We start from the raw sequence: 5,863 nt of genomic DNA, 5'->3' as shown, positions 1-5,863 counted from the left end.
GTTGAGTGAATACCATGCCCGAAAGATACAATCACCCCCGGTTAGACCACCGCCCAATACTTATCCAAACCTCCTCAAGATTTTTAAATAAGTCCTTTTTTGATGCTCCTCGCTGCTGCACACATTGTAAGCCTGCTTTTGCCAAAGCGTTATTCCAGCTACCAAACCTTGCTCCAATTGTGCCGCGGTTATAAGCGGCGACTACCTCCTCGTGGGTGGCCAGCTACCAAACCTTGCTCCAATTGTGCCTGCTGTGTATTTACCTCCGTTATCATTATAGTTTCTCGACGAAAGAGAACTTGAAACGAGCTTTTCAGCGACTCGCTTCACATCCGCTAACAACTCATCATCTGTAATATCTCTGTTAAATCCTTTCAGTTGATAATTCATAATTATTTGTCAACATTGTGTTATGTCTTTCAAATTTCGAGGGGCAGAGCTTAATGAATTCTAGGTGAACTACAATGCTACACCCCTTTTTCTTCTTCCGCCAGGGCGCTTCCTTTTCCCAGTCGCCCGCCATCAGGCAGCCGTAGGGCCTGATTTCGTCAATGGTTTCGGCCAAGTCGAAGTCGCGGATTTGGCGCTTGACTTCTTCGGCGTTTTTGTAGGCGCTGGGCAGCTCGGAAATGTCGATTTCATTGAAGAAGAAGCGGGCGTCGATGCCGCGGGTTTCTTCGGCGAAGATTTCTTCCTTGGTTTGCTGGCCTTTGCTGAGCTTGTGCTTGGTGCGGCTCAGGTTGCGGCCGGCGCCGTGGGGCGCGAAGCCCAGGTTATTATCCGTGGTGACGCCCTGCACGATGAGGATGGGCTGGGCCATGTTGAGCGGGATGATGCGCGGGCCAGTGATGTCGGGCATAAACTTGGGGTCGAGCGGCGTGGCGCCCTTGGCGTGGTAAAACAGGTCGCCGTCGCGGAATACGAAGTTGTGCTCGTTCCAGTAGCGCTGCGTCACGGGCCGGCGCAGGCGCTCGGGCGGCCCAGTACTGCTGGCCCTCGGCGGTGTCGAAGGGCAGCCAAGCGTTGGCGGGCTCGGTTTCGGGCGAGATTTCGCGGCGGAACCGCTCGGCCACGGCCATGCCGTTTTTGTAGAGCAGCGCCCCTACCCCCCGCGAGCCGTGGTGCGTGACCAGCACGGTGTCGCCGGTGTTGCGCGAGGTGCTCACGTAGAGGAAGTGGTTGCCGTCACCCTGCGTACCGAGGTGTTCCTGGGTCAGGCTCAGGCTTTTGAGGGAGTTCAGGAACGGGTTGCTGGTAAACTCCTGGCGCAGGTCGGCGGGCAGCGCGAACTGGTTTCCGGGGCGGCGTCCGCCTGGCCCGAAGTGGGTGAGGTCTTGCGCCGCGTCGAGCACGGTTTTGGGGTCGGCGGCGCCTAAGTTAGTCAGCATCACCGAGCAGCAGATGTCGGCGCTGTGCATTCCGGGGTGAATGGCGTTACGCGCCACCACGATGCCGCCCACCGGGATGGTGCCGGGCGGCCCGGCCGGGCAGGCGTCGGGCATGATGGCGCCGCCCACCACCGTGGGCGTGCGCATCAGCCGCCGCATGGAGAGGCGCACGTAGTCGATGTTGGCCTGCTCCACGGCCGTGTCGGCGCGGATGTTCTCGTAGAACGCCACCGGCTCGGCCAGCAGCGGCAGCACGGGCGGCGCCTTGAACTGGTCGAGGTAAGCGGTTAGCGCCTCGCCTTCCAAGGCGTGGGCGTTGATGTGGGCCAGGGCTTCCTTGAACCACTTGGCGGGCTTCAGGCCCAGGGCCAGCAGGTCTTGTCCGGTAGTCACGTTGAATGCAGCGCGGAGCTTTTGCTCGCGTATCGATTAAAAAGTAATGTTTCGCTGAAGAGCAGCCGGGTTGCGAATTTATTTGCGTCGTTCGCCCAGGCGCGAAGCGAAAGCTTCGCGCTACGTCTGCCACTGCTGCAATATTACGATGCTTGCCAGTAGGTGTAGGGCCAGCCATTCGGCTACCAGGCCGGCGTGCACGGGATTTTCCAGCACGTAGCGGATGAAGCGCACCATCCCGCCCGCGTCGCGGACGCGGTGGTTGTAGCTCTCGCGCTGCTAGAACTGACTGCTACGGTGCAATAAAGCTTTGGCTTGGTGAGCGATGTAGCCTTTGGAATGGTGCCCCAAAAATAGAGAAGCTGTTTAGGAAGTCGAAAGAACGTCCTGCCGAGCAAAGCGAAGCATCTGGCGTGGGGAAGCAACTCAATCGTCCGGTTCCGTGGATTACTTCCCCGAGCGAGATGCTTCGCGGGGCTCAGCAGGACGGTCTGGCGTGTTTCGGCCGACTTCCTAAACAGCTTCCTAATCAGCCTGTTTTATCTAATTCACGTCTCTATTACGACTATGTGAAGAACTGATGAAGCACCCGCTTGGTCTGGCTCAATGGCCCATAATCAGCGGCCGATAACCTGACGCCCCGTCGCCACGAAACCCGGTCGCTGACTACCCGCTAGCCGGCCGCCTTCGCTATAAAACGCTTTCCCAGCCACTTTCGCACCGGCACATCGTAGAGTTTCAAACAAGCATAGGCCACGGCCAGGCTGGCCAGGAAGACGAACAAGGCCACCGGCCAGGCCGCGCGCAAGGGTACTTTATTATCAATGACCCACGCCGTATAGATGTAAATCAACGGGTAATGCGTTATGTAGAGGGGGTAGGAAATCTCACTTAGAAACGCGCACGCTTTCGGGGCGTATTTTCCTTTTATCTCGCCGCTGGCCCCCACATATACAATCAGGGGGAAAACAAGAATGATACATAGCGAGTCGTACAAGCCATTCAGCCACAGCTGCTCGCGGCCCCCGATACGGGGTAGGGCGAGCACCAGTATCACCAGCAGGCTGCACCAGAGAAAGGCGTGCTGGAAGCGGGCGGGCTTTGCCAGGCGCGAAAGCAGCAGGCCGGCAAAAAACGGATATAGCAGCCGGGTAAGGCCAATTCGGAACTGCGCCGGCTCCAGGGACCAGCCCCCCACGATATCCCCATTGGGGCCGGTTACGGCTAAATGCAGCAGCGCGGCCCCCGCGATAACGACCAGTACCGCGAGGGCCGTATTGGAGAATTTTCTGATAAAAAGCGCGTAGAGAATATTGGCGACATACTCAAAGAAGAGCGACCAGGCCGGCCCATTAAGTGGGTGCATCTCCCCCCAGCCCCTGATATCCAGCGAGAGAGGCACCGGCAGCAGGGTGACCCCAATCAGCAGCACGAGCAGCATTGTCGAAACCGGCGTTTCGCCGAGGTTAGGCCAGAGCCTGGAGGCTTGAAAATAGAAGCCAATTGCCCCGATAATCATACCCATAAGTATCATCGGGTGCAGGCGGATGAGGCGGCGCTTGAAAAAATCCGCTACCGTCATTTTTCCCCAGCGGTCGTCATAGGCATAGCCGATAACAAAGCCCGAGAGCACAAAGAAGAAGTCGACCGCCAGGTAGCCGTGGTTGATAAGCTGGTCCAGATGACTGGTGGCGCTGGCTTCAAAAAGGTGGAAAACAACCACCATCAGCGCGGCCACGCCGCGCAGCCCGTCCAGTATCTCGTAGTGCCTTTTGGAATCAGGAAAGGCGGCGGACTGAGGACCTGGCACATTCATTTTGCTATTCATGAGTATCAAGTAAGCTCGCAGCTCCCAATTACATTTTTCTCGCTTCCGCCAGGGCGCGTTCTTTTCCTGGCGGCTGGCCAGCCGGCCGCCACGGGGCATCATGGCGGCCGGCGTCTCGGCTAGAGGGCAGCGAGCAAAACCTACGCGGGGCTCGTAACGTCAGGGCGCGCCAAAGCTCGGCAATCTGTCCGCAATTCCCTACCCCCCCGCCCGGCGCCAACGCGGCCGGCCCTACTTTCGCCCCATGCGCCTTTCCTCCTGTTTGCTTGGCGGCCTGCTGCTGGCCGCCGCCTGCGTGCCGCTCGGCACGCCCATCACCGACCCCAACGCCCGCGCCAGCGCGCCCGGCCAGACCAAGCCCCCCGAATACTACGCCGACCGCACCCTGCGCTACCAGGACTACACCTATGACCCCAACGTGCGCTCAGTGCAGTGCTTTCTGGCCACGGGGCAGCCCAACGAGGTGTTTCAGCCGCCGGTGGCGCCGCTCGGGCAGGCGGGCTTCACCCTGGAGTTTGATGTGCTGGGCGAGCAGGCGCCGCGGCTCACGGCCCGGCTAGTACACTGCGACTTTAATTGGCAGCCCTCGGTGCTGACCGATTTGCAGTTTCTGAGTGAGATAAATGAGTTTCTGCTGACCGACTACCGGCCGGGGGTGAACACGCTCACGCCCTACTACCACTACCGGCTGCGGGTGCCGCAGGTCAAGCTCAGCGGCAACTACCTGCTCGTGGTGCAGGGCGCGGGCGGTACGCCACTGGTGTCGCGGCGGCTCTTGGTGTATGAGAATCAAGTGAATGTGCGCCTGCAACCCGGCCTCGTGGCCGGCGGCACCGAACGCTACAGCTTGCAGCAGCTGAATTTTGCCATCAGCTACGGCCAGGCGCAGCTGATAAATCCGGCGGTGGAAGTCAAGGTGGCTTTGCGCCAGAACTTTCGCTGGGACAACGCCAAGTACACCCTGCGCCCCACCTTCGTGCGCGAGGCCGAGCGGCGGCTGGATTACCAATTCTTCAACTTCGAGAACGCCTTTCCCGGCCTGAGCGAATACCGCTACTTCGACACCCGCTCCTTGCAGGCCGTGGGCCTGGGCGTGGCCCGCCTCGACCGTACCAGCCGCCCCACCGGCGTCGAGCTGCTGCCCGAAACCACGCGCGGCAACCTGGCCTACAACCAGTACCAGGATGCCAACGGCCAGCGCGTGTTCGAAAACCGCGAGTTCGGCAACGGCGATGTGAACGCTGACTATGCCAGCGTCACGTTTCAGCTCCGGGCCGCGCAGCCCGCCCCCGGCCCGGTCTACGTGTTCGGCGCCCTCACCGACTGGCAGCTCAAGGACGAGTTCAAGCTCACCTACGATGCCGAGCAGCAGCGCTACGCGGGCCGGGCGCTGCTCAAGCAGGGCTACTACAACTACAGTTTCGCCGTGCCCGGCGGGGCCGGCGCCCCGGCCAATGAGGTGTACTTCGAGGGCAGCCACCAGCAGACCGAGAATCAGTACGATTTGCTGGTGTACTACCGCCCGCCCGGCACCCGCGCCGATTTGATTATCGGCTATCAGCAGGTTGATATGAACGGCCGGCCCTGAGCATTGCCGCCTCGAAGGGGGGTAGGGCGCGGCAGTCTGCGCAAGAAGTAAGGTTTTTCATATATATCGCAACCTAATCAGAGGGTGGGCGTTGCAGGGCCAAGCCGGTCCGGCACCCTGGGCGGCCTCCCATTCCCTACCCCCCCACCCCATGAGAAAGCCTGCCCTGCTGGCGGCCAGCGCCCTGCTGCTGACCAATTGCGCCGTGAACCCAGTGACCGGAAAAAAAGAAGTGATGCTGGTCTCGGAGGGCCAGGAGCTGGCGATGGGCCAGCAGTCGGACCCGGCCGTGGCGGCCCAGATGGGCATCTACCCCGACCAGAAGATTCAGAACTTCATCAACGAGAAGGGCAAGAAGATGGGCGCCATTTCGCACCGCCCGAACCTGACGTATCAGTTCCGAGTCGTCGATTCGCCCGTTATCAATGCCTTTGCCATCCCCGGCGGCTACGTGTATTTCACGCGCGGCATCATGGCCCACTTCAATAATGAGGCGCAGTTTGCGGGCGTGCTGGGGCACGAAATCGGCCACGTCACGGCCCGCCACTCGGCCAAGCAGCAAACCAACGCCATCATCGGGCAGGTGGGGCTGATGGGCGCCATGATTGCCTCGCCCCGGCTGGCGCAGTTTGGCGAGCAGGCCTCGCAGGGCTTGCAGCTCTTGTT

The 5,863-nt window shown here is 60.4% G+C and carries 5 protein-coding genes and 1 pseudogene; 2 read left to right on the top strand and 4 right to left on the bottom strand.

Annotation, left to right across the window (positions count from 1 at the left end; genetic code table 11):
- Nucleotides 1-31: 31 nt before the first annotated feature.
- The 4 genes and pseudogenes from ACFE70_RS19915 to ACFE70_RS19900 all read right to left on the bottom strand — a co-directional run bounded on the left by ACFE70_RS19915 (nucleotide 32) and on the right by ACFE70_RS19900 (nucleotide 3,711).
- On the bottom strand, nucleotides 32-223 hold the full coding sequence (locus ACFE70_RS19915; RefSeq protein ID WP_375419536.1) for a homing endonuclease associated repeat-containing protein: 192 nt from the start codon (nucleotides 221-223) through the stop codon (nucleotides 32-34).
- A complete protein-coding gene (locus ACFE70_RS19910; protein ID WP_375419535.1) occupies nucleotides 202-390 on the bottom strand; it encodes a homing endonuclease associated repeat-containing protein in 189 nt (62 codons plus the stop codon). Before ACFE70_RS19910 ends, ACFE70_RS19915 begins: the two co-directional genes overlap by 22 nt.
- Nucleotides 365-1,388, bottom strand: a pseudogene (locus ACFE70_RS19905) (RtcB family protein). Before ACFE70_RS19905 ends, ACFE70_RS19910 begins: the two are co-directional and overlap by 26 nt.
- A gap of 1,066 nt (nucleotides 1,389-2,454) precedes the next feature.
- Entirely contained in the window at nucleotides 2,455-3,711 is a 1,257-nt protein-coding gene (locus ACFE70_RS19900) for an acyltransferase family protein (protein WP_375419534.1), read from the bottom strand.
- Between the two features lie 142 nt (nucleotides 3,712-3,853).
- Here ACFE70_RS19900 and ACFE70_RS19895 point away from each other — a divergent pair, with 142 nt between their 5' ends.
- Both ACFE70_RS19895 and ACFE70_RS19890 read left to right on the top strand, forming a co-directional pair.
- Nucleotides 3,854-5,197, top strand: a complete 1,344-nt coding sequence (locus ACFE70_RS19895) for a DUF5103 domain-containing protein (RefSeq protein WP_375419533.1) — start codon at nucleotides 3,854-3,856, stop codon at nucleotides 5,195-5,197.
- A gap of 151 nt (nucleotides 5,198-5,348) precedes the next feature.
- On the top strand, nucleotides 5,349-5,863 hold a 515-nt coding region (locus ACFE70_RS19890), incomplete at its 3' end, for a M48 family metalloprotease (protein WP_375419532.1).

The sequence above is a fragment of the uncultured Hymenobacter sp. genome, from assembly GCF_964243305.1.
GTDB lineage: Bacteria > Bacteroidota > Bacteroidia > Cytophagales > Hymenobacteraceae > Hymenobacter.
Note: the sequence above shows the minus strand (reverse complement) of the source record. Positions and strands in the feature narration are given on the sequence as shown.